This window comes from Streptomyces sp. CC228A, from assembly GCF_021390935.1.
Taxonomy (GTDB): Bacteria; Actinomycetota; Actinomycetes; order Streptomycetales; family Streptomycetaceae; genus Streptomyces.
The window spans coordinates 281321-301785 of the sequence record NZ_JAJPUI010000003.1 but is presented as its reverse complement, the minus strand read 5'-3'; the positions used below and the strand labels follow the sequence as shown (position 1 = coordinate 301785).

General features: G+C 72.5%; 20 protein-coding genes. 13 read left to right on the top strand and 7 right to left on the bottom strand.

The window, feature by feature from the left end; genetic code table 11:
* Positions 1-214: 214 nt before the first annotated feature.
* The 7 genes from L6E17_RS11280 to era all read left to right on the top strand — a co-directional run bounded on the left by L6E17_RS11280 (position 215) and on the right by era (position 6419).
* Complete coding sequence (locus L6E17_RS11280; protein ID WP_236240641.1) at positions 215-1345, top strand: PfkB family carbohydrate kinase; 1131 nt, start codon at positions 215-217, stop codon at positions 1343-1345.
* A 134-nt stretch (positions 1346-1479) separates the two neighbouring features.
* Complete coding sequence (locus L6E17_RS11275) at positions 1480-2475, top strand: PhoH family protein (protein ID WP_236240640.1); 996 nt, start codon at positions 1480-1482, stop codon at positions 2473-2475.
* Between the two features lie 13 nt (positions 2476-2488).
* Entirely contained in the window at positions 2489-2986 is a 498-nt protein-coding gene (gene ybeY / locus L6E17_RS11270) for an rRNA maturation RNase YbeY (protein WP_071265101.1), read from the top strand.
* 5 nt (positions 2987-2991) lie between these two features.
* Complete coding sequence (locus L6E17_RS11265; protein WP_236240639.1) at positions 2992-4287, top strand: hemolysin family protein; 1296 nt, start codon at positions 2992-2994, stop codon at positions 4285-4287.
* The gene (locus L6E17_RS11260; protein ID WP_236240638.1) at positions 4284-4640 is read left to right on the top strand and encodes an MmcQ/YjbR family DNA-binding protein; all 357 of its coding nucleotides are present in this window, start codon (positions 4284-4286) and stop codon (positions 4638-4640) included. The genes L6E17_RS11265 and L6E17_RS11260 overlap by 4 nt, the downstream gene beginning before the upstream one ends.
* Before the next feature lie 26 nt (positions 4641-4666).
* A complete protein-coding gene (locus L6E17_RS11255) occupies positions 4667-5020 on the top strand; it encodes a cytidine deaminase (protein ID WP_236240637.1) in 354 nt (117 codons plus the stop codon).
* A gap of 448 nt (positions 5021-5468) precedes the next feature.
* Entirely contained in the window at positions 5469-6419 is a 951-nt protein-coding gene (era, locus tag L6E17_RS11250) for a GTPase Era (protein ID WP_374109037.1), read from the top strand.
* 13 nt (positions 6420-6432) lie between these two features.
* On the opposite strand, the gene L6E17_RS11245 is transcribed toward era, so the two are convergent.
* Both L6E17_RS11245 and L6E17_RS11240 read right to left on the bottom strand, forming a co-directional pair.
* Positions 6433-6699, bottom strand: a complete 267-nt coding sequence (locus L6E17_RS11245; RefSeq protein WP_236240635.1) for a protealysin inhibitor emfourin — start codon at positions 6697-6699, stop codon at positions 6433-6435.
* A gap of 9 nt (positions 6700-6708) precedes the next feature.
* The gene (locus L6E17_RS11240) at positions 6709-7764 is read right to left on the bottom strand and encodes a M4 family metallopeptidase (protein WP_236240634.1); all 1056 of its coding nucleotides are present in this window, start codon (positions 7762-7764) and stop codon (positions 6709-6711) included.
* Between the two features lie 293 nt (positions 7765-8057).
* Here L6E17_RS11240 and leuA point away from each other — a divergent pair, with 293 nt between their 5' ends.
* Together leuA and L6E17_RS11230 are read left to right on the top strand one after the other, a co-directional pair.
* A complete protein-coding gene (leuA, locus tag L6E17_RS11235) occupies positions 8058-9815 on the top strand; it encodes a 2-isopropylmalate synthase (RefSeq protein WP_236240633.1) in 1758 nt (585 codons plus the stop codon).
* A 170-nt stretch (positions 9816-9985) separates the two neighbouring features.
* Positions 9986-10690 carry a TerB family tellurite resistance protein gene (locus L6E17_RS11230; RefSeq protein WP_236240632.1) on the top strand — a complete coding sequence of 235 codons (705 nt, stop codon included), beginning with the start codon at positions 9986-9988 and terminating at the stop codon, positions 10688-10690.
* A gap of 57 nt (positions 10691-10747) precedes the next feature.
* On the opposite strand, the gene L6E17_RS11225 is transcribed toward L6E17_RS11230, so the two are convergent.
* Positions 10748-12115 carry an FAD-dependent oxidoreductase gene (locus L6E17_RS11225; RefSeq protein WP_236240631.1) on the bottom strand — a complete coding sequence of 456 codons (1368 nt, stop codon included), beginning with the start codon at positions 12113-12115 and terminating at the stop codon, positions 10748-10750.
* 320 nt (positions 12116-12435) lie between these two features.
* On the opposite strand from L6E17_RS11225, the gene recO reads away from it, so the two are divergent.
* On the top strand, positions 12436-13182 hold the full coding sequence (gene recO, locus L6E17_RS11220; RefSeq protein WP_236240630.1) for a DNA repair protein RecO: 747 nt from the start codon (positions 12436-12438) through the stop codon (positions 13180-13182).
* Positions 13183-13233: 51 nt separating this feature from the next.
* The gene (locus tag L6E17_RS11215; protein WP_236240886.1) at positions 13234-14112 is read left to right on the top strand and encodes an isoprenyl transferase; all 879 of its coding nucleotides are present in this window, start codon (positions 13234-13236) and stop codon (positions 14110-14112) included.
* 617 nt (positions 14113-14729) lie between these two features.
* Here the strand turns inward: L6E17_RS11215 and L6E17_RS11210 are convergent.
* The 4 genes from L6E17_RS11210 to L6E17_RS11195 all read right to left on the bottom strand — a co-directional run bounded on the left by L6E17_RS11210 (position 14730) and on the right by L6E17_RS11195 (position 18054).
* Complete coding sequence (locus L6E17_RS11210; RefSeq protein WP_236240629.1) at positions 14730-15149, bottom strand: Fur family transcriptional regulator; 420 nt, start codon at positions 15147-15149, stop codon at positions 14730-14732.
* Positions 15150-15240: 91 nt separating this feature from the next.
* Positions 15241-16122: a metal ABC transporter permease gene (locus L6E17_RS11205; RefSeq protein WP_236240628.1), complete on the bottom strand. Its 882-nt coding sequence runs from the start codon at positions 16120-16122 to the stop codon at positions 15241-15243.
* Between the two features lie 2 nt (positions 16123-16124).
* Complete coding sequence (locus L6E17_RS11200) at positions 16125-16892, bottom strand: metal ABC transporter ATP-binding protein (protein WP_236240627.1); 768 nt, start codon at positions 16890-16892, stop codon at positions 16125-16127.
* 31 nt (positions 16893-16923) lie between these two features.
* Positions 16924-18054 carry a metal ABC transporter substrate-binding protein gene (locus L6E17_RS11195; RefSeq protein ID WP_236240626.1) on the bottom strand — a complete coding sequence of 377 codons (1131 nt, stop codon included), beginning with the start codon at positions 18052-18054 and terminating at the stop codon, positions 16924-16926.
* 142 nt (positions 18055-18196) lie between these two features.
* Here L6E17_RS11195 and L6E17_RS11190 point away from each other — a divergent pair, with 142 nt between their 5' ends.
* Both L6E17_RS11190 and L6E17_RS11185 read left to right on the top strand, forming a co-directional pair.
* Positions 18197-19579 carry a glycine--tRNA ligase gene (locus L6E17_RS11190; RefSeq protein ID WP_236240625.1) on the top strand — a complete coding sequence of 461 codons (1383 nt, stop codon included), beginning with the start codon at positions 18197-18199 and terminating at the stop codon, positions 19577-19579.
* A 255-nt stretch (positions 19580-19834) separates the two neighbouring features.
* Positions 19835-20002, top strand: a complete 168-nt coding sequence (locus L6E17_RS11185) for a DUF6243 family protein (protein WP_236240624.1) — start codon at positions 19835-19837, stop codon at positions 20000-20002.
* Positions 20003-20465: the final 463 nt, after the last annotated feature.

The window sequence follows — 20465 nt, the reverse complement described above, 5'->3', positions numbered from 1 at the left end:
CCGGCGGCGGACCGGGTTCCGGAAAAGCCGCGAAGTCCCTCCACATGCGGGTGCGGGGTCCTCCCCGAGTGCTACGCATTCCGCAGGACCCTCCTCAGTGAGATGTACGGGGACTACTCGGCGAAGCGCCGCCATCACGACCCGTCGCCGCCCGGAATCCGGCAGACTGTCGTAAATCCGCACCGCACCCGCACCACGCGACCGGGAGTTCCCTGTGACCACATCCGCCGCTCCCGCAGGAGGAGACCACCCGCGGCGACAGCACACGGCGGGCGTCGACCCGCTGGGCACCCTGCGCACCCCCGAGGACCCGGACTGCGACGTCTTCCTCACCGGCACGGTCTTCCTGGACATCGTCTTCACCGGCCTCGACAGCGCCCCCGCGCGCGGCACCGAGACCTGGGCGCGCGGCATGGGCTCCAGCCCCGGGGGAGTCGCCAACATGGCGACGGCGCTCGCCCGCCTCGGGCTGCGCACCTCGCTCGCCGCCGCGTTCGGCGACGACCACTACGGCGAGTACTGCTGGGACGCCCTCGCGCGCGGCGAGGGCATCGACCTCTCCCGGTCCCGCACCGTGCCCGGCTGGCACTCCCCGGTGACCGTGTCCATGGCGTACGACGGCGAACGCACCATGGTGTCCCACGGCCACGAGGCACCGCCCCCGGAAGGCGCCCTGCCCATGTGCCCGCCGCGCGCCCGCGCCGCCGTCGCCTCCCTCGCCCCCGGCCGCCGGGAGGCATGGGTCGCCGAGGCCGCCCGCCGCGACACGCGGATCTTCGCCGACGTCGGCTGGGACGAGACCGGCCGCTGGGACCTCGCCGCACTGGCCGACCTGGAGCACTGCGAGGCGTTCCTGCCCAACGCCGAGGAGGCCATGCGCTACACCCGCACCGGCTGCCCCCGCGCCGCCGCCCGCGCCCTCGCCGACAAGGTGCGGCTCGCCGTGGTCACCCTCGGCTCCGACGGCGCCTACGCCGTCGACAGCGCCACCGGCGAGACCGCCGAGGTGCCCGCCATCGCCGTCACGGCCCTCGACCCCACCGGCGCGGGCGACGTCTTTGTCGCCGGCTTCCTCACCGGCACCCTCGCCGGCTGGCCGCTCGCCGACCGGCTGGCCTTCGCCGGCCTCACCGCGGCCCTCTCCGTGCAGGAGTTCGGCGGCTCGCTGTCCGCGCCCGGCTGGGTGGAGGTCGCCGCCTGGTGGCAGTACGTGCAGAGCTGCTCCGACCAGGACCCGGCCGCGCTGCGCCGCTACTCCTTCCTGGACGGCCTGCTGCCCGCCCCCAGCCGCCCCTGGCCGCTGCGCCGGGCGGTGCCCACGATCGGCTTCCGCCGCTCGGTCTGAGCGCACGGGCCCGGCGCCGCCGCGGGAAAAGCCCTCGGCCTCCCCGGCCGCACGCCGTACCCTGGACAGTCCAGAGGTTGTCGAGCGGCGAGAACCCTGCAACAGGAGGTATGCGCAGGCCAGAGAGCCGGCCCATGACTCACACACCCACAGACCAGGTACGCGCGCACTTCACCGTTCCCGCGAAGCACCCGATGGTGACCGTGCTCGGCTCGGGTGACGCGCTGCTCCGCGTGATCGAGGACGCGTTCCCGCACACCGACATCCACGTCCGCGGCAACGAGATCAGCGCTGTCGGCGACGCCGCGGAGGTCGCCCTCGTCCAGCGTCTCTTCGACGAGATGATGCTGGTCCTGCGCACCGGACAGCCGATGACGGAGGACGCCGTGGAGCGGTCGATCGCCATGCTGAAGGAAGAGACCGGGGGAACGGGCGTCGAGACCCCGTCCGAGGTCCTCACCCAGAACATCCTGTCCAGCCGCGGCCGCACCATCCGCCCCAAGACGCTGAACCAGAAGCGGTACGTCGACGCGATCGACAAGCACACGATCGTGTTCGGCATCGGACCCGCGGGCACCGGCAAGACCTACCTCGCCATGGCGAAGGCGGTGCAGGCCCTCCAGTCCAAGCAGGTCAACCGGATCATCCTCACCCGCCCCGCCGTCGAGGCGGGCGAGCGCCTCGGCTTCCTGCCGGGCACGCTCTACGAGAAGATCGACCCCTACCTGCGCCCCCTGTACGACGCGCTGCACGACATGCTGGACCCCGACTCGATCCCCCGCCTGATGGCGGCCGGGACCATCGAGGTCGCCCCCCTGGCCTACATGCGCGGCCGCACCCTCAATGACGCCTTCATCATCCTCGACGAGGCGCAGAACACGAACCCCGAGCAGATGAAGATGTTCCTCACCCGGCTCGGGTTCGACTCGAAGATCGTCATCACGGGCGACGTGACGCAGGTGGACCTGCCGAACGGCACCAGGAGCGGTCTGCGCCAGGTCCAGGACATCCTGGACGGCGTCCCCGACGTCCACTTCTCCCGGCTCACGTCCCATGACGTGGTACGGCACAAGCTCGTCGGCCGTATCGTCGACGCGTACGAGCAGTACGACAGCAAAAACGGGAAGTAGACCGAACAGCACCATGTCGATCGACGTCAACAACGAGTCGGGCACTGAGGTCGACGAAGAGGCCATCCTCGACGTCGCCCGCTACGCCCTGACCCGTATGCGCATCCATCCCCTCTCCGAGCTGTCGGTGATCGTCGTCGACGCCGAGGCCATGGAGCAGCTGCACATCCAGTGGATGGACCTGCCGGGCCCGACGGATGTCATGTCCTTCCCGATGGACGAGCTGCGTCCGCCGTCGAAGGACGACGAGGAGCCCCCGCAGGGCCTCCTCGGCGACATCGTGCTCTGCCCGGAGGTCGCCGAGAAGCAGGGCCGCGAGGCACCGACGCAGCACTCCATGGACGAGGAGCTCCAGCTCCTCACCGTCCACGGGGTGCTGCACCTGCTCGGGTACGACCACGAGGAGCCCGACGAGAAGGCCGAGATGTTCGGCCTCCAGGCGGCCATCGTCGACGGCTGGCGCGCGGAGAAGGGCCTCACCGGCCCCTCCCCGGCGCCGACCGTCTCCTGAGCGCCGTGACCGCGCAACTGGTCCTCGGCGCGGTGGCGCTCGTCGTCGTGGCCTGGCTCGCCGCGTGCGCCGAGGCCGGCCTGGCCCGGGTGTCCACCTTCCGCGCCGCCGAGGCCCTGCGCACCGGCCGGCGCGGAGCCGCGAAGCTCGTGCAGGTCGCGTCGGACCCCACCCGCTACCTGAACGTGGCGCTGCTGGTCCGGGTCGCCTGCGAGATGGCGGCCGCCGCCCTCGTCACGTACGTCTCGCTGGAGGAGATCGAGGAGACCTGGCTCGCCCTGGTCTCCGCGATCGGCGTGATGGTCCTGGTGTCGTACGTGGCCGTCGGGGTGTCGCCCCGCACCATCGGGCGCCAGCACCCGCTGAACACCGCCACCGCCGCCGCGTACGTCCTGCTGCCGCTGGCCAGGATCATGGGGCCGGTGCCGCAGCTCCTGATCCTCCTCGGCAACGCCCTCACTCCGGGCAAGGGCTTCCGCAAGGGCCCCTTCGCCTCCGAGGCGGAGCTGCGCGCCATGGTCGACCTGGCCGAGCAGGAGTCCCTCATCGAGGACGACGAGCGCCGCATGGTGCACTCCGTCTTCGAGCTCGGCGACACGCTGGTGCGCGAGGTGATGGTGCCGCGCACCGACCTGGTGTCCATCGAGCGCTTCAAGACGATCCGCCAGGCCCTCACGCTGGCCCTGCGCTCCGGCTTCTCCCGCATCCCCGTCACCGGGGAGAACGAGGACGACATCGTCGGCGTCGTGTACCTGAAGGACCTCGTCCGGAAGACCCACATCAACCGGGAGTCTGAGAGCGAGCCGGTGTCCACGGCCATGCGGTCCGCGACGTTCGTCCCCGACACCAAGAACGCGGGCGACCTGCTGCGGGAGATGCAGCAGGAGCGCAGCCACGTGGCCGTCGTCATCGACGAGTACGGCGGCACCGCCGGGATCGTCACGATCGAGGACATCCTGGAGGAGATCGTCGGCGAGATCACCGACGAGTACGACCGCGAGCAGCCGCCCGTCCAGGACCTCGGCGACGGCCGCTACCGCGTCACGGCCCGGCTCGACATCGGCGACCTCGGCGAGCTCTTCGGCCTCGGCGCGTACGACGACGAGGACGTGGAGACCGTCGGCGGCCTGCTCGCGAAAGCGCTCGGCCGGGTGCCGATCGCCGGGGCCACGGCGGTCGTGGACCTCCCGGACGGGCGGTCCCTGCGGCTCACCGCCGAGTCCCCCGCCGGCCGCAGGAACAAGATCGTGACCGTGCTGGCGGAGCCCGTGCCGCCGGCCCCGGAGGGCGGGGCCGCGTGACACCCGAGCGGCTCAGGGCGCTGTGCCTCGACCTCCCCGCGGCGGCCGAGGACTTCCCGTTCGGCCCGGAGACCTCCGTCTTCCGGGTCGCGGGGAAGATGTTCGCCCTGAGCGCGCTCGACGCGCAGCCCCTGAAGGCCAACCTCAAGTGCGACCCGGACGACGCGGTGCGGCTGCGCGCCGAGCACCCGGGCGTGGTCGTGCCCGGCTGGCACATGAACAAGCGCCACTGGAACACGGTCACCGTCGGCTCCCTGCCCGAGCGCCTGGTCCGCGAACTGGTCGAGGACTCGTACGACTTGGTGGTCGCCGGCCTGCCCAGGGCCGAGCGGCTGAGACTCGGCCGCCCGTAGCGGCGGACGCGATCTATGCTCGGGGCATGACACAGAGCACCGGACTTGACCCCGAGGACCGCAAGATCGTCACCCTGGCGCGCAGCGCGCGGGCCCGCAACGGCGTGCCCGAGGGCGCGGCGGTCCGGGACGAGACGGGGCGCACGTACGTCGCCGGGACGGTCGCCCTGGAGTCGCTGGAGCTGAGCGCGCTGCAGACCGCCGTGGCGATGGCGGTGGCGAGCGGGGCGAAGTCGCTGGAGGCTGCGGCGGTGGTGTCGGAGGCGGACGCCGTCTCCGACGCGGACCGGGCCGCCGTCCGCGATCTGGGCGGCGCCGCGACGCCGGTCCTGCTGGCCGGACCGGACGGGGCGGTGCACACCACGGTGACGGCGGGCTGAGCCTCCTCACGCAGTCGCCGGCCGCCCGCGTCGCAGCCGTTCCGTAGCTGCCTCGCGGCGGCCGTCCGGCGCCTGTGGGCTGCCTGCCGAGCCGCCTCATCTGACCGTCCGGCGCCCGTCGGCCGCCGCACGGGCCGCCCCGCGCCGGCCGCCGGAGCGGGCGCCGCGGCGGAGGGCCGTCGCCCGCGCCGCCGGGACCGCGGGACGCGGTGTACCCCGGGCCGCCCCGGGCCGTGTGTCCGGGCGCCGACGGGGCGCCGGGGCGGGGCCGTGACCGGGCCGTACGGGGCGCCGGGACGGGACCGGGGCCCGCCGCCGTACGGAAGGCGGGGAGGGGGCGCCGGCGGGGTTTCGCGAGGCCGGGCGCCCCTTCTGCGGCGGGTCCGCGCCCGCCGTGGGAGCCCGCCGGGAGGCGCCGGGGGCGGCGGACGTGCGGGGATCGGGGACAATGGCGGGCATGAGCGTTCGTAAAGCTGAAGACGAAGCGGTCCACCGGGCCGGGTTCGCGTGTTTTGTCGGCCGGCCCAACGCGGGCAAGTCCACCCTCACGAACGCTCTGGTCGGGCAGAAGGTGGCCATCACCTCCAACCGCCCCCAGACCACGCGGCACACCGTGCGCGGCATCGTGCACCGGCCGGACGGGCAGCTCGTGCTGGTCGACACACCGGGGCTGCACAAGCCGCGCACCCTCCTCGGTGAGCGGCTCAACGACATCGTGCGCACGACGTGGGCCGAGGTGGACGTGATCGGCTTCTGCCTGCCCGCGGACCAGAAGGTGGGGCCGGGCGACCGGTTCATCGCCAAGGAGCTGGCCGGGATCAGGAAGACCCCGAAGGTGGCCATCGTCACCAAGACGGACCTGGTCGACTCCAAGACGCTCGCCGAGCAGCTCATCGCCGTGGACCGCCTCGGCAAGGAGCTGGGCATCGAGTGGCAGGAGATCGTGCCCGTCTCCGCCGTGGGGGAGAAGCAGGTGGGCCTGCTCGCCGACCTGCTGGTGCCGCTGCTGCCGGAGGGCCCGGCGCTCTACCCGGAGGGCGACCTCACCGACGAACCGGAGCAGGTGATGGTCGCGGAGCTGATCCGCGAGGCCGCCCTGGAGGGCGTGCGGGACGAGCTGCCGCACTCCATCGCCGTCGTCGTGGAGGAGATGCTGCCCCGCGAGGGGCGCCCCGCCGACCGGCCGCTGCTGGACATCCACGCCAACCTGTACATCGAGCGCCCCAGCCAGAAGGGCATCGTCATCGGCCCCAAGGGCAAGCGCCTGAAGGAGGTCGGGATCACGTCCCGCAAGCACATCGAGGCGCTGCTCGGGACGCCCGTCTTCCTCGATCTGCACGTGAAGGTCGCGAAGGACTGGCAGCGGGACCCGAAGCAGCTGCGCCGGCTCGGCTTCTGAGCCGCGGCCCGGCTCAGGCCCCCTCGCGCAGGACCCTGCCGACCAGTTCCCGCTGCGCGTCCGTGAGCTGCGGGTCCCCGCAGCTCACCGTGCGGCCGTCGACCGTGATCGTGTAGGTGAACCCGTCCGGGACGGCCTCGCGGGGGCCGTCGCCCGCCCCCGCGAGGGCCGCCTCGGCCAGGGCGTGCCACACGGCGGCGTCCGGGCGGGCCGCCGTGTCCACGACGGCGCGCCGTTCGATGCCCGCGAAGCCGCCCTCGCGTCGTACCTCGATCCGCATGGTGCCTGTCTAGCGCGTCGGGACCCCGACCGTCGACCACGCCTTCACGACGGCCCGGTCCTCCGCGCCGCCCTCGCCGTAGCGCTCGCGTGCGGCCGCGACCGTCAGCCGGGCGAAGTCGGCGAAGTCGGCGGTCTCCCCGAGCTCGCCGCCGGTCAGCACGTCGTACCAGATCTGCCCGGCCCGCTCCCAGGCGTGCCCGCCCAGTGCGGTGGCCAGCAGGTAGAAGGCGTGGTTGGGGATGCCCGAGTTGATGTGCACGCCGCCGTTGTCGCGGCCGGTCCGCACGTAGTCGTCCATCGTCGCGGGCTGCGGGTCCTTGCCGAGCAGGTCGTCGTCGTACGCGGTGCCGGGGGCCTTCATGGACCGCAGGGCCGTGCCCTCCACCCGGTCGGTGAACAGCCCCTCGCCGATCAGCCAGTCGGCCTGGTCGGCGGTCTGGCCCAGTACGTACTGCTTGACCAGCGACCCGATGACGTCCGAGACCGACTCGTTCAGTGCGCCGGGCTGGCTGAAGTAGGCGAGGTTCGCGGTGTACTGGGTGACGCCGTGGCCGAGTTCGTGGGCGATGACGTCGACGGGGATGGTGAAGTCCCGGAAGATCTCGCCGTCGCCGTCGCCGAACACCATCCGCTCGCCGTTCCAGAAGGCGTTGCCGTAGTCGCGGTCGTAGTGGACGGTCGCGTCCAGCGGCAGCCCGGAGCCGTCGATCGAGTCCCGGCCGTAGGCCTCCATGAGCAGCTCGAAGGTCGCGCCGAGCCCGGCGTACGCCCGGTTCACGGTCGCGTCGCGGGTCGGTTCCCCGCCCTCGCTGCGGACCTTCCTGCCGGGCAGGCGCGTGCCGTTCTCCGCGTCGCACACGGTGCGGTGGGGGCGGCCGGCGGACGCGGGCCGGGCGGCGGCGCGGGCGGCGGCGGTGGTGAGGCTGCGGCCGGTCCGGTGGCCGGCGTCCGCGATGAGGGTGCGGCGGGCCGCGTCGGCGACGGCCGCGTCGGGGGCCTGGGCCAGCCGGTCCAGGAGGTGCGGGGGGATGATTCCGCAGAACACGCGGTGCAGAGGAGTCATGTTCCGCAATGTGGCAGCGTGTCACTGTCCTGTCACGCGTTGCGACGGGGATTGATGAAAAGGAGTGATAGGTCACTGTTTGGGGGTTAGTCGCCGGGAATCCCGCATACTGATACGACCCCTCCGCCATCGGGGACACTCGGCTACGCTGCTGCACATCATGCGTTTCGGGCTGCTTCTCCTTAGCTGCCGCGGCGAGGGCCTGTAGTCGTAGGCCGACCCCCTCCCCGCGGAGTCTGGTGCTGCTTCGAACAGTCGGCCGTCCCCCTGTCGGACCCGAGGAGCCCTACGCAATGTCCCAGCCCGTTGGCCGTCGCACGCCCGTCACGAACGCGACCCACACCCAGCAGCCGTCCGGTATGCCGATCCACAAGTACCGCGGCTACGAGCAGGTCGTGCTGCCCGGCCGCACCTGGCCGGAGCAGCGGATCACCAAGGCGCCGCGCTGGCTGTCGACCGACCTGCGGGACGGCAACCAGGCCCTGATCGACCCCATGTCGCCGGCGCGCAAGCGGGAGATGTTCGACCTGCTGGTCCGCATGGGCTTCAAGGAGATCGAGGTCGGCTTCCCGTCGTCGGGTGAGACCGACTTCGCGTTCGTGCGCTCCATCATCGAGGAGGGCGCGATCCCGGAGGACGTGACGATCTCCGTGCTGACGCAGGCCCGCGAGGACCTGATCGAGCGGACGGTGGAGTCCCTGCGGGGCGCGCACCGGGCCACGGTCCACATGTACAACGCGACCGCGCCCGTCTTCCGCCGGGTCGTGTTCCGCGGTTCGAAGGACGACATCCGGCAGATCGCCGTCGACGGCACCCGCCTGGTGATGGAGTACGCCGACAAGATCCTGGGCGACGAGACGGTCTTCGGCTACCAGTACAGCCCCGAGATTTTCACCGACACCGAACTGGACTTCGCGCTGGAGGTCTGCGAGGGCGTCATGGACGTCTGGCAGCCGGAGGCGGGCCGGGAGATCATCCTGAACCTGCCGGCGACGGTGGAGCGCTCCACGCCGTCCACGCACGCGGACCGCTTCGAGTGGATGTCGCGGAACCTGTCGCGCCGCGAGTTCGTGTGCCTGTCGGCGCACCCCCACAACGACCGCGGCACGGCCGTGGCCGCCGCCGAGCTGGCCGTCATGGCCGGCGCCGACCGGATCGAGGGCTGCCTGTTCGGGCAGGGCGAGCGCACCGGCAACGTCGACCTGGTCACCCTGGGCATGAACCTGTTCTCCCAGGGCGTCGACCCGCAGCTGGACTTCTCGCAGATCGACGAGATCCGCCGCACCGCCGAGTACTGCAACCAGATGGAGGTCCACCCGCGCCACCCCTACGCGGGCGACCTGGTCTACACCGCCTTCTCCGGCTCCCACCAGGACGCCATCAAGAAGGGCTTCGAGGCGATGGAGGCCGACGCGGCCGCCGCCGGGAAGCAGGTGGACGACATCGAGTGGGCCGTGCCGTACCTGCCGATCGACCCGAAGGACGTGGGCCGCTCCTACGAGGCGGTCATCCGGGTCAACTCGCAGTCCGGCAAGGGCGGCATCGCGTACGTGCTCAAGAACGACCACAAGCTGGACCTGCCGCGGCGGATGCAGATCGAGTTCTCCCGGATCATCCAGGCGAAGACCGACGCGGAGGGCGGCGAGGTCACCCCGGCGGAGATCTGGGCGGTGTTCCAGGACGAGTACCTGCCGAACCCGGCCGACCCGTGGGGCCGCATCCAGCTGCGTTCCGGCCAGACCAGCAGCGACAAGGACGGCACGGACACGCTCACCGTCGAGGCGGTCGTGGACGGGCAGGACACGGTGCTGACCGGCACCGGCAACGGCCCGATCTCCGCGTTCTTCGACGCGCTGAACACCATCGGGGTCGACGCGCGGCTGCTGGACTACCAGGAGCACACCATGAGCGAGGGCGCCTCCGCGCAGGCCGCGTCGTACATCGAGTGCGCCATCGACGGCCGCGTCCTGTGGGGCATCGGCATCGACGCCAACACCACGCGCGCCTCGCTGAAGGCAGTCATCTCGGCCGTCAACCGCGCTGCCCGCTGACCCTCGGGCCCCCGCGGCCCGTACGGCCCCTACGGACCCCGTCCACCCCGCGTGGACGGGGTTCGGCCATGTCCGTGGCGTTCTCATGACGAGGTGCTGACGAGGCATCACTGATGTGGCTAACATCACGTGCACATCGGCACAGTGGCCGAGGCGTCTGGAGGTGCGACGTGCAGCCAGCACGGGGATCACGCGGATCACACGGCCGAAAACTCCGCCTTTGCTCCGTACACACCTCGTGGCACACCGTCGGCGACGGAGAGTTCTTCTGCCCCGGCTGCGGCGGCGACCGCAACTACCGCCGCAGGACCGGCCGCCGCCGGTTCGCCGTGCTCGGCGTCCCGCTCGTGCCGCGCGGCGCCACCGGGCCGGTGATCGAGTGCGCGGCCTGCCACGAGCACTGGGACCCCGACGTCCTGGAGCAGCCGACCACCGCCCGCTTCTCCGCGATGCTCCGCGACGCCGTGCACACCGTCGTCCTCGCCGTCCTCGCCGCCGGCGGCACCTCCTCGCCCACCGTCGTACGGACCGCCGTCGGCGCCGTACGGGCCGCGGGGTACGAGGACTGCACCGCCGACAGCCTCACCAGCCTCATCGACGCCCTCGCCGCCGACACCGGCCGCTACGTCACCGACGCCGAGGGGCCGTGCGGCGCCGCCCTCGCCATCGAACTGCACGAGGCCCTCGACCCGCTCGCCCCGCACCTCGCCGCCGTCGGACGCGAATCGATCCTGCTGCAGGGCGCCCGGATCGCCCTCGCCGACGGCGGCTACATCCCCGCGGAGCGCGAGGTGCTCACCACCGTGGGCGACGCGCTGTCGCTGCGCCCCGACGACGTCGCCCGCCTCATGGAAGAGGCCCGCGCCCCGTTCTGAGCCGCAGGGCACGGGAACGGGACGCGGGCCGGGCGCCCGCCGGACGCCGCGCGGGCGTCAGACCTCGACGCCGCTCGCCCGCAGCATCTCCTCGCGCTCCACGATCTTCACGCGCTCGCGGCCCTCGGCCTCGCCGCGCGCCCGCTCCGCCGCGTCCAGCCGGTACCAGCCGTCCCAGGTCGTGTAGGCCACGCCCCGGTCCTCCAGGAAGGCCACCACGGCCTCCTCGCCCGGCGTCTCCGGCGTGTGCAGGCGGCCCTCGCGGTGGTCCTCCAGCAGGTTCGCCACCGTCTCGTTGGCGTCGCCCTTGGTGTGGCCGATCAGGCCGATCGGACCGCGCCGGATCCAGCCCGTCACGTACGTGGACTGCACGTGCTCACCGCCCTCCATGACCCGGCCGCCCTCGTCGGGGACCGTGCCGGAGGCCGCGTCCCACGGCAGCTTCGGCAGCTCGTCGGACAGGTAGCCGACCGCGCGGTACACGGCCTGCACGTCCCAGTCGGTGAAGTGGCCGGTGCCCTTCACGTTGCCCGAGCCGTCCAGCTCCGTGCGCTCGGTGCGCAGGCCGACGACCTTCCCGTCCTCGCCCAGCACTTCGGCCGGCGACTCGAAGAAGTGCAGGAACAGCTTGTGCGGGCGGTCGCCCTGGTCGCGGATCGCCCAGTTCTCCAGAGTCTTGGCGACCATGTCGACCTGCTTGTTGGAGCGGCGCGCGTCGATCGAGCCCGCGTCGTAGTCGATGTCCTCGGGGTTGACGATGACCTCGATGCTCGGCGAGTGGTCCAGCTCCCGCAGCTCCATGGGGCTGAACTTGGCCTGGGCCGGGCCGCGCCGCCCGAAGACGTGGATCTCCAGCGCCTTGTTGGCCTTCAGGCCCTCGTAGACGTTCGGCGGGATCTCCGTCGGCAGCAGCTCGTCCGCCGTCTTCGCCAGGATGCGGGCCACGTCGAGCGCCACGTTCCCGACGCCCAGCACCGCGACCTTCTCGGCCTCCAGCGGCCAGGTCCGCGGCACGTCCGGGTGCCCGTCGTACCAGGAGACGAAGTCGGCGGCGCCGTACGAGCCGTCGAGGCCGATCCCCGGGATGTCCAGCGGACGGTCCGCGTCGGCACCGGTGGAGAACACCACCGCGTCGTAGAACGCGCGCAGGTCGTCCAGCGTGATGTCGGCCGGGTAGTCGACGTTCCCGAAGAGCCGCACCTGCGGCTTGTCGAGCACCTGGTGGAGGGCCGTGACGATGCCCTTGATGCGCGGGTGGTCGGGGGCGACGCCGTAACGGATGAGGCCGAAGGGCGCCGGCATCCGCTCGAACAGGTCGATGGAGACACCCGGGTCGGTGGCGGCCTCGGACTTCAGCAGCGCGTCGGCGGCGTAGATGCCGGCCGGGCCGGCGCCGACGATCGCGACCCGCAGGGGGCGGGGCATGGCAGGTTCCCTTCGAAAGACAGCACGTCTTGTCTGCCAGCCTCACAAGCACAGCGACGCGACGGTACCCGGTTCCGATCTATGACCCCATAAGTATGAGTTATGTCTTTTCCGGGCCGGTGGCGGGGTGGAGGCGCACACGGACGGGCCGCACCCCGCCCCTTCCGGCCCCGAGCCGCCGCGCGCCCGAGGCCCCGCGCAGCCCCTGACCGGCGCCGGGGGCGTCCGCGGGCGGGGCGGTCCCGGCTGCGTGCGCGGGCGGGGACGGTACGCGGCCGCCACCCGGCCGGAGCCCCCGCCCCGTACGGGACAATGGGCGCATGACCCTGTTCCGTGACGACGGTATCGTCCTGCGCACCCAGAAGCTGGGCGAAGCCGACAGGATCATCACCTTCCTCACCCGCGGCCACGGCCGGGTGCGGGCGGTCGCGCGCGGGGTCCGGCGCACCAAGTCCAAGTTCGGCGCCAGGCTGGAGCCGTTCTCGCACGTCGACGTGCAGTTCTTCGCCCGCGGCGGCGAACTCGTCGGCCGCGGTCTGCCGCTGTGCACCCAGACGGAGACCATCGCCCCGTACGGCGGCGGCATCGTCACGGACTACGACCGCTACACCGCGGGCACCGCCATGCTGGAGACCGCCGAGCGGTTCACCGACCACGAGGGCGAGCCCGCCGTCCAGCAGTACCTGCTCCTGGTCGGCGCCCTGCGCACCCTGGCCCGCGGCGAGCACGCGCCCCGCCTCGTCCTCGACGCCTTCCTCCTGCGCTCCCTCGCCGTCAACGGCTACGCCCCCTCCTTCGACGGCTGCGCCCGCTGCGGCCTGCCCGGGCCGAACCGGTTCTTCTCCGTCGCCGCGGGCGGGGTGGTCTGCGGGGACTGCCGGGTGCCCGGCAGCGTCGTACCCTCTGCGGAGGCCGTCGCTCTGCTCAGCGCGCTGCTGACCGGCGACTGGCAGACGGCGGACGCGTGCGCACCGCGCCACGTCAGGGAGGGGAGCGGACTGGTGTCCGCGTATCTGCACTGGCACCTGGAGCGCGGGCTGCGCTCGCTCCGCTACGTGGACAAGTAGAAGCAGCACGCAGAGAACCAAGAGGACATAGGAGAAGTGAGCCGCATGGCGATGGCACGACGCGGATTCCTCGGGCGCTCCCGGCGCGACTACCAGGACCCCGAGCCGCACCCGTCCGGCGCCCGCCCGCCGAAGATCCCCGGCGAGCTCGTGCCGGAGCACGTGGCGATCGTCATGGACGGGAACGGCCGCTGGGCGAAGGAGCGCGGCCTGCCCCGCACCGAGGGCCACAAGGTGGGCGCGGAGCGGGTGCTGGACGTGCTGCAGGGCGCGGTCGAGATGGGCGTCGGCAGCATCTCCCTGTACGCCTTCTCCACGGAGAACTGGCGGCGCTCCCCCGAGGAGGTGCGCTTCCTGATGAACTTCAACCGGGACTTCATCCGCAAGACCCGCGACCAGCTCGACGCGCTGGGCATCCGGGTGCGCTGGGTGGGCCGCATGCCCAAGCTGTGGAAGTCCGTGGCCAAGGAGCTCCAGGTGGCGCAGGAGCAGACCAAGGACAACGACCGGCTCACCCTGTACTTCTGCATGAACTACGGCGGCCGGGCCGAGATCGCGGACGCGGCGCAGGCCCTCGCGCAGGACGTGAAGGCGGGCCGGCTGGACCCGTCGAAGGTCACGGAGAAGACCTTCGCGAAGTACCTCTACTACCCGGACATGCCGGACGTCGACCTCTTCCTGCGGCCGAGCGGCGAGCAGCGCACCTCGAACTACCTGCTGTGGCAGAGCGCCTACGCCGAGATGGTGTTCCAGGACGTCCTGTGGCCCGACTTCGACCGGCGCGACCTGTGGCGGGCGTGCCTGGAGTACGCCCAGCGCGACCGCCGCTTCGGCGGCGCCGTCCCGAACGAGGAACTCCTCGCGATGGAGGCCGCGATGAAGGGCCGCGCGGAGCCCTCGGACGGCGGCGGCGCGCCTGCGGCGGGCTGAGCACGGGGCCCGGACGGCCGCCCCGAGCAGGCCGCCGCCCGCGGGTGCGGCGGGCCGGCCGTCGAAGGTCGGCGGCGCCGCGCCCGGTGCTCTGACGCGGCGGGACGCGGCGTCTTGCGGTAGAGGGGCCAGGTGTGTGGGGAGCGGCGGCGCGACCGCCGGCGGATGGCGGGCCGCTCGGTGGTGCACCGGCGGCGCCGACGGCACCGCGCAGCCCCGTCGGCGGGGCGGCGCGGCCGGCGGCGTACGGGGGTGCCGCCGTGCAGGACCCGGGGGCCGCAGAGTCGCGCGGCCGGTACCCGGGCTGCCGGCCCCGCGGGCCGGGGGCGCGGCCGGCGGCGTACGGGCCGTGGCCACGCCCCGCCCGGCGGACGGGTGCGGCGCCTTGAGGAGGCGCCCGGCCGGTACCGGGCCGCCGGCCCCGCGGGTCCGGGGCGGGTGGCCGGCGGCGTACGGGCCTGGGGCCCACTGCCCGGCAGGACGGGTGCAGCGCCCGGCCGCGCCGCCGCCGGGGGAGCGGCGGACGGGTCCCCGCCGGGCCGGTACGCACGGAGCCCCCGTACGGCCTCCCGGCGCCGGGCCGGCGGAGGTCGTACGGGGGCTCTGTGAGGGCCGGGTCAGTCCTTCGGGGCGGCCGCGCAGTCCGCGCAGGTGCCGAAGATCTCGACCGTGTGGGCCACGTTCACGAAACCGTGCTGCGCCGCGATCGCGTCCGCCCACTCCTCGACCGCCGGGCCCTCCACCTCGACGGCCTTGCCGCAGCTGCGGCACACCAGGTGGTGGTGGTGCTCGCCGGTCGAGCAGCGCCGGTAGACGGCCTCGCCGTCGCTGGTGCGCAGCACGTCCACCTCGCCCGCCTCCGCGAGCGACTGCAGCGTGCGGTAGACCGTGGTCAGCCCCACCGAGTCGCCGCGGTGCTTGAGCATGTCATGCAGCTCCTGCGCACTGCGGAACTCGTCCACCTCGTTCAGCGCCGCCGCCACGGCGGCGCGCTGCCGGGTCGACCGGCCGCGTACGCCGGATCCTGCCGTCGCCACAGGTGTCTCCTTGCCCTCGGCCCGCTCGTTCACTTCGGTCGTACGTCGGGCCATTCTGCCAGGCCCGGCGCAGGGGCCCGCCGGGCGTGCATCAGACCCGCACTTCGTCCGCCTCCCCGGCCGCCCGGGGCGCCGGGTGCACCGCGGCCTCGGCCGCTCTGGCCCGGCGCCGGGCCAGCGGCGCGGCGAGGGCGGTGAACAGGACGAAGACGCCGAGCGCCAGCAGCACGATCGTCGCCCCGGGCGGCACGTCCTGGTAGTACGTGGTCACCGTGCCGGTCAGGGTGACCCCCACGCCGATCAGCACCGCCACCGCGAACGTCGCCCGGAAGCTCCGCGTGAGCTGCTGCGCCGCCGCGACCGGCACCACCATCAGGGCGCTGACCAGCAGCAGGCCGACCACCCGCATGGCGACCGTCACGGTCACCGCGGCGGTCACGGCCACCAGGAGGTTCAGCGCCCGCACCGGCAGGCCGGTGACCCGGGCGAACTCCTCGTCCTGGCTGACCGCGAAGAGCTGGCGCCGCAGCCCCAGCGACACGGCGACGACGAACGCGGCCAGCAGGCAGATCGCGACGACGTCCTCGTCCGAGACCGTCGACAGGGAGCCGAAGAGGTACGTGACCAGCTTCGCGTTGGAGCCCGCGTCGGAGAGGCTCATCAGCATCACGCCGCCCGCCATGCCGCCGTAGAACAGCAGGGCGAGGGCGATGTCGCCGCGCGTCCTGCCGTACATCCGGATCAGCTCCATCAGCACGGCGCCGGCGATGGAGACCAGCGCGGCCGTCCACACCGGGTTCGCGGACATCAGGAAGCCGAGGCCGACGCCGGTGAGCGCGATGTGGCCGATTCCGTCGCCCATCAGGGCCTGCCGGCGCTGGACGAGGTGGATGCCGACGGCGGGCGCGGTGACACCGACCAGCAGGGCGGCGATCAGGGCCCGCTGCATGAAGGCGTGGTCGAGGAATTCCATGGTCAGGTCAGCAGTCCCGTGCGGAGCGGCTCGCCGGCCGCGTGCGGATGGACGTGGTCGTGGCCGGGCAGGGCGTGCTGCCCGACGGCTTCCGGAGGCGGCCCGTCGTGGACGACGCAGCCGTCCCTGAGCACCACTGCGCGGTCGATCAGCGGCTCCAGCGGGCCCAGCTCGTGCAGCACGAGCAGCACCGTGGTGCCCTGGGAGACCTGCTCGCGCAGGGTGGCGGCGAGAACCTCCTGGCTGGCCAGGTCGACCCCCGCCATGGGCTCGTCCATGATCAGCAGCTCGGGCTCGGAGGCGAGGGCCCGGGCGATCAGCACCCGCTGGTGCTGGCCGCCGGACAGCGCGGACACGGAGTCCTTGGCGCGGTCGGCGAGGCCGACGAGCTCGATGGCCCGCTCGACGGCGGCCCGGTCGGCGCGGGAGGGCCAGCGCAGCCCCGTGCGGGACAGCCGGCCGGCGGCCACCACCTCGCGGACGGTCGCGGGCACCCCGCTGGCCGCGGTGGTGCGCTGCGGCACGTACCCGACGCGGGCCCAGTCGCGGAACCGGCGCAGCTCCGTGCCGAACAGCGAGACCCGGCCGCCGGTGAGCGGCACCTGGCCGATCACGGCGCGGACGGCGGTCGACTTGCCCGAGCCGTTGGCGCCGAGCAGCGACACGACCTCGCCGCGCCGTACGGCGAAGTCGACTCCGCGCAGGACGGGACGGGAACCGAGGGCCGCGGTGGCGGCCTCGACGGATATGACGGTCGGCTCGCTGTTCACCGTGCCTCCAGGGGGTTGCCGGGGGAGCGCGTCACTTCGCGCCGAGCGCCTTCTGCAGCGCGGCGAGGTTGGCTTCCATGACCTCGAAGTAGTCAGCGCCCTTGGACTTCTCGGTGATTCCCTCCAGGGGGTCGAGGACGTCCGTCTTCAGCCCGGTGTCCTTGGCGAGGGTCTTGGCCGTCTTGTCGCTGGCGAGCGTCTCGAAGAAGACGGTGGTCACCTTGTCGCGCTTGGCGACCTCCTGGAGCTCCTTGATGCGGGCCGGGGTCGGCTCGGACTCGGGGTCGAGCCCGGCGATGCCCTCCTGCTTCAGGCCGTAGCGCTCCGCGAGGTACCCGAAGGCGGAGTGGGTGGTGATGAAGGTCTTGGTGTCGGTGTTCTTCAGCCCGGCGGTGAACGTCGCGTCGAGCGCCTTCAGCTTCTTCACCAGGGCGTCGGCGTTCTTCTTGTAGTCGGCCGCGTGGTCGGGGTCGGCCTTGCCGAGGGTCTCGCCGACGCCTTCGGCGACCTCGGCGTACTTCAGCGGGTCCAGCCAGATGTGCGGGTCGGTGCCGGCCTCGGTCTCGTGGCTGTGCCCCTCGGCCTCGCCCTTGTGCTCGTCGGAGTGGCCCTCGGCCTCGTGGCCGTGTCCGTCGGCCTCGGCCGCGTGCCCGTCGGAGTGGGCCTCGCCCTCGTGGCCGTGCTCGCTGTGCGCCTCGCCCTCGTGGCCGTGCCCCTCGGCCTCGCCCTTGTGCTCGTCGGAGTGGGAGCCGCCGTGGTCGTGGCCGTCGCCCCCGGTGCCGTGCACGTGCAGCTCGGTGAGGGTGGCGGCGTCCACGGTGTGCTTGACGCCCGCTTCCTTGATCGCGTCGTCGACGGCGGGCTGGACCCCCGTGAGGTGCAGCACGTAGCCGGCGCTCTCCAGCTCGACCCGCTGGCGGGCGGTGATCGTCTGGTCGTGGGGGTCGGTGCCCGGCTCGGTGAGCGTGCTGACCGCGACGTGCTCGCCGCCGACCTGCTCGGCCAGGAACCGCATCGGGTAGAAGGACGTGACGACGTCCAGTTTGCCGTCCTTGTTCTGCTCGCCCGCGGCGGAGGAGCCGCTGCAGGCGGAGAGCGTGACCAGGGCGAGGGCGGCGGCCCCGGTGGCGGTGGCGGCGGATATGGAGCGTCGTACGTTCATGACACTCATTTTCAACTTTGCTGGAAACGATTGTCAACAAACGGGTCAAGTGGCCCGCACCACCCACCGATTTGATCCCGGGGCCGTACGCGCCGCTAATGTGAGGCATTCGCTTCGTCGTCGTCGTAATGAAGAGAGCACCGTGGCCGCCGACAAGATCGACACCATCGTCAGCCTCAGCAAGCGCCGTGGCTTCGTCTACCCCTGCAGCGAGATCTACGGCGGTCAGCGTGCCGCCTGGGACTACGGGCCGCTCGGCGTCGAGCTGAAGGAGAACATCAAGCGCCAGTGGTGGCGCTACATGGTCACGTCCCGCGAGGACGTCGTCGGCATCGACTCGTCGGTGATCCTGGCCTCCGAGGTGTGGGAGGCGTCCGGTCACGTCGCCACCTTCACCGACCCGCTCACCGAATGCACCTCCTGCCACAAGCGCTTCCGCGCGGACCACCTGGAGGAGGCGTACGAGGAGAAGCACGGCCGCCTGCCCGAGAACGGCCTCGCCGACCTGAACTGCCCGAACTGTGGCAACAAGGGCATGTTCACCGAGCCCAAGCAGTTCTCCGGCCTCCTCTCCACCCACCTCGGCCCCACCCAGGACTCCGGCTCCGTCGCCTACCTGCGCCCGGAGACCGCGCAGGGCATCTTCACCAACTTCGCCCAGGTGCAGCAGACGTCGCGCAAGAAGCCGCCGTTCGGCATCGCGCAGACGGGCAAGTCCTTCCGGAACGAGATCACTCCGGGCAACTTCATCTTCCGCACCCGCGAGTTCGAGCAGATGGAGATGGAGTTCTTCGTCAAGCCGGGCGAGGACGAGCAGTGGCACGAGTACTGGATGGAGCAGCGCTGGAACTGGTACACGGGCCTGGGTCTCCGTGAGGAGAACATGCGCTGGTACGAGCACCCGAAGGAGAAGCTCTCCCACTACTCGAAGCGCACCGCCGACATCGAGTACCGCTTCCGGTTCGGCGGCAGCGAGTGGGGCGAGCTGGAGGGTGTCGCCAACCGCACCGACTACGACCTGAACGCGCACTCCCGCGCCTCCGGCCAGGACCTGTCGTACTTCGACCAGGAGGCCGGCGAGCGCTGGACCCCCTACGTGATCGAGCCGGCCGCCGGTGTCGGCCGCGCCATGCTGGCCTTCCTGCTGGACGCGTACGTCGAGGACGAGGCGCCCAACGCCAAGGGCAAGCTGGAGAAGCGCACCTCGCTGCGGCTCGACCCGCGCCTGTCGCCGGTGAAGGTCGCGGTCCTGCCGCTGTCCCGCAACCCGGAGCTGTCCCCGAAGGCCAAGGGCCTCGCCGCCGACCTGCGCAAGCACTGGAACATCGACTTCGACGACGCGGGCGCCATCGGCCGCCGCTACCGCCGCCAGGACGAGATCGGCACGCCGTTCTGCGTGACCGTCGACTTCGACACCCTGGAGGACAACGCGGTCACCGTCCGCGAGCGTGACTCCATGAAGCAGGAGCGCGTCTCCCTCGACCAGGTCGAGGGCTACCTCGCCTCCCGCCTGATCGGCTGCTGACGCGCCGCAGGCGTACGGCTCAGGCCCCCGGTTCAGGAAGCGGAACCGGGGGCCTCGCCGTATGCCGGTCCCGCGGGGACGCCCGGTTCCGCAGGACCGGAAAAACGGATGCCTGCCGGTCGCTGCACCGGTAGCGTGCGGCGCGTGTACTCCTTCCTCCCGATCTACGAGTGAGAGTGCGCCGGGCCGCCTGAGCCCGTGACGCCCCACCTGATGTGTCCAGGACCACTTCTCACCCCGAAGGGAGACCCCGCCATGGCCAAGAACCGCAACAACCTGCTCGGCGTGGGCGGGCAGCGCAAGAAGCTGTCCCGCGCGCAGCGGCAGGACGGCGGCACCGCGTCCGCCGCGGACCGCAGGGCCGCTGACGAACAGCGGCAGGAACTGCTGAGGAAGATGCGCGAGCGCGCGGCGCAGGACTGACGCGCGGCCGCGCCGGCGGCAGGGCGAGGGGCGGGGACCGCGGCGGTCCCCGCCCCTCGCGGCGTTCCCGGCGCCACGGCGGCACTCCGAGCCCGCGGCCATGCACGCGACCACCCGCCGACCGCGGCCCGGTGCCCGGCGGCCCGCTTGCTGCCCGGAGCGCGGGCCACGGACGGACTGCCTGATGCCCGCGGCCTGGTGCGTGTGGGACGGGCTGCCTGCCCGGTGCGGCCCGTCGCCGGCCTTGCCGGTGCCGCCCGCCGTACCCATGCCCATGGCCGGCCCGGCCTGCCCGGTGCGTGTGGACCACCTGCGGACTGCCTGATGCCCGCTGCCGCCCGCCTGGTACGCCCTGCGCGCCGCCCGCCCCGCCGCGGGTCCGCCCCGCCGTGTCTGCCGCGTACCGCCCGCGGCTCCGCGCTGTCCTCCACCGGCCGCCGGGCTCCGCCGGGGATACGCGACA